This window comes from Streptomyces sp. YS-3 (assembly GCF_045257485.1).
Classification (GTDB): domain Bacteria; phylum Actinomycetota; class Actinomycetes; order Streptomycetales; family Streptomycetaceae; genus Streptomyces.
Genome location: NZ_JBJHPC010000840.1, coordinates 1 through 2,306 on the forward strand (window position 1 = coordinate 1; position 2,306 = coordinate 2,306).

A 2,306-nucleotide genomic window follows, 5' to 3' on the forward strand; every position below is an offset into this window, starting at 1 on the left:
CCCCCCAAGCCCCGGGAGTGACCCTTCCCCCGGCGTCCGACGGAGGACACTGACCGATGCGGGTCTCGCAACTGCGCGATGCCAAGCCGCTCCTGCTGACGGACGCGGGCGACGCCTGGGACAAGCTGGCGGAGACGTTCTCCACGCACACCACCGACTGCGGAAGGTACCTGCACCGGCCCCTCCAGCAGGGCAACTGGGGCGGGATCACCGCCGAGTCCGCGGCCGACCGGCTCGCCCGGATGCAGCGCGACCTGCTCGTGGCCAAGCAGGAACTCGACGCCGTGGGAACGGTGTTGCGCGCCTGCGGCGAGGTGTTCGCCGCCCAGCAGGGCAAGCTGGCACACGCCATCGAGGACGCGACCGGCGCCGGATACCACGTCGCGGAGGACGGCAAGGTCACCGCGCCGAGCGTCGACACCAGCGGGATGAAGCCCGGTGACGTGGCGATGATGCAGCGCGACCAGACCACCCGCGCCCAGGGGTACGCCGACCGGATCGGCGACGCGCTCGCGGCGGCGGAGAAGGCCGACAAGGAGTACGCGAAGGCGATCAGGCTCTTCACCGAAGCGGCGAACCGCTGCGGCAGGGGCGACTGGAGCACCAAATTCGCGGACATGGCGGCGGCGAACGCGCTCAACGGCCAGCTGCTGCACGAGCTCGGCATGCCCGACAAGAACGGCTCGCCCGCCGCCGTACAGGCCTGGTGGGCCCAGCTCTCCCCGAGCCTCCAGGCCGAACTGATCCAGGACTACCCGCAGGAGATCGGGAACCGCGACGGCATACCGGCCACCGACCGCGACCGCGCCAACCGGACGTATCTGCCGATGCTGCTCGACAGCCTCCAGTCGGAGTACGAGGGAGCCGACGGGGACAAGGCGAAGGCCCTCAAGGACAAGATCGAGGGCCTCAAGGGCATCCAGAAGCAGCTGGCGGCGGAGGGCGAGCCGCGCCCGTACCTGCTGGGCATCGGCTCGGAGGGCAAGGGCCGGGCCATAGTCTCCTTCGGCAACCCGGACACGTCGAAGAACGTCTCCGCGTACGTGCCCGGCCTCAACACCAAGCTCAGCGGCCACTTCGCGTCCTCGGACGTGGACCGGGCCCGGAACGTGGCGACCATGGCGAACAAGATGTACCCCGACACCACCACCGCCTCGGTGGTCTGGCTCGGCTACGACTGCCCGCAGCTCGACGGCTTCAAGTGGTCGGCGACGGACGTGATGAGCGAGGACGACGCGAAGGCGGGGGCGCCGGCGTACGACAGGTTCCTCAGCGGCATCCGGGCCACCCACGAGTCCGGCTCACCGCACGTCACAGCCATCGGCCACTCGTACGGCTCACTCACCGTCGGCCAGGCGACCCAGCAGTCCGGCGGCATCCCGGCGGACGACGTGGTCCTGGTCGGCAGCCCCGGCGTCGGCGTGGACAAGGCGTCGGACCTCGGGGTGGGCGCGGACCACGTCTACATAGGCGCGGCGGAGAACGACCAGGTGACCTACCTCCCGTCGCCCAACCCGCTGGAGTACATGGCGCCGGGCAGCGAATACGGCCCGAAGAAGAACTGGTTCGGCACGGACCCGGCGGACGACCACTTCGGCGGCCACCACTTCGCCGTGGCGCCGGGCAAGGACACCGGCCTGACGGGCCTGGCCACGGGCGACCTGCCCGCGCACTCGATCTACTTCGACCCCGACGCGGGCGGCGACTCCCTCCCCAACATCGCGAGCGTGGTCACGGGCCACGGCGACCGCATCACGGCGACGAGGCCGCGATGAGGGCCCGGGGACGGCGGGTGGCGTGCGCGCTGCTGCTCGCGGCGGCACTGACCGGCTGCGGAACGGGCAGCAGTGGTCAGAGCGACCAGCAGGTACGACAGACCCAGAAGGCACCGAAGATGAACATGCAGCAGGCGGGCGAGGGCTCGGAGAAGATCCTGGACGCCACGCTGGCGGCGATCCAGCCGCCGGTGAAATGGGCGTACGGAACCCCCATGCAGGAGGCATGCAGCACGGACCTCAACGAGCCGACGGGCAGGACGACGGTCACCCGCAGCCGCAACATCCTGACGATCGTCTCCCCCCACCGCCGGGGCAGCCTCCTGGGCGTGGTCCAGCGCTACTGGGAGTCGGCGGGCTTCAAGGTGACGAGCGTCCGGAACGACGAGTCGATGCCGTGGGTACGGGCGAGCCGGGCGGACGGCTTCAGCGTGTCCTTGCAGGTGGGAAGCGTGGGGAACGTCTTCCTCAGCGCGAGTTTCGCGTGCGCCAAGGACGCGGAGATGACGTATCCGGCGGGGACACCGGGGA

General features: G+C 70.4%; 2 protein-coding genes. Both read left to right on the forward strand.

Annotated features, from left to right (window positions below; genetic code table 11):
* Nucleotides 1-56 precede the first annotated feature (56 nt).
* Entirely contained in the window at nucleotides 57-1,775 is a 1,719-nt protein-coding gene (locus ACJA3G_RS35415) for an alpha/beta hydrolase (RefSeq protein WP_406557134.1), read from the forward strand.
* On the forward strand, nucleotides 1,772-2,306 hold a 535-nt coding region (locus ACJA3G_RS35420; protein WP_406557135.1), incomplete at its 3' end, for a hypothetical protein. The genes ACJA3G_RS35415 and ACJA3G_RS35420, both read left to right, overlap by 4 nt.

What these genes read in the sequence shown, in the direction of transcription:
- ACJA3G_RS35415 (WP_406557134.1), top strand. Translation starts at nt 57, where the DNA reads ATGCGGGTCTCGCAACTGCGCGATGCCAAGCCGCTCCTGCTGACGGAC.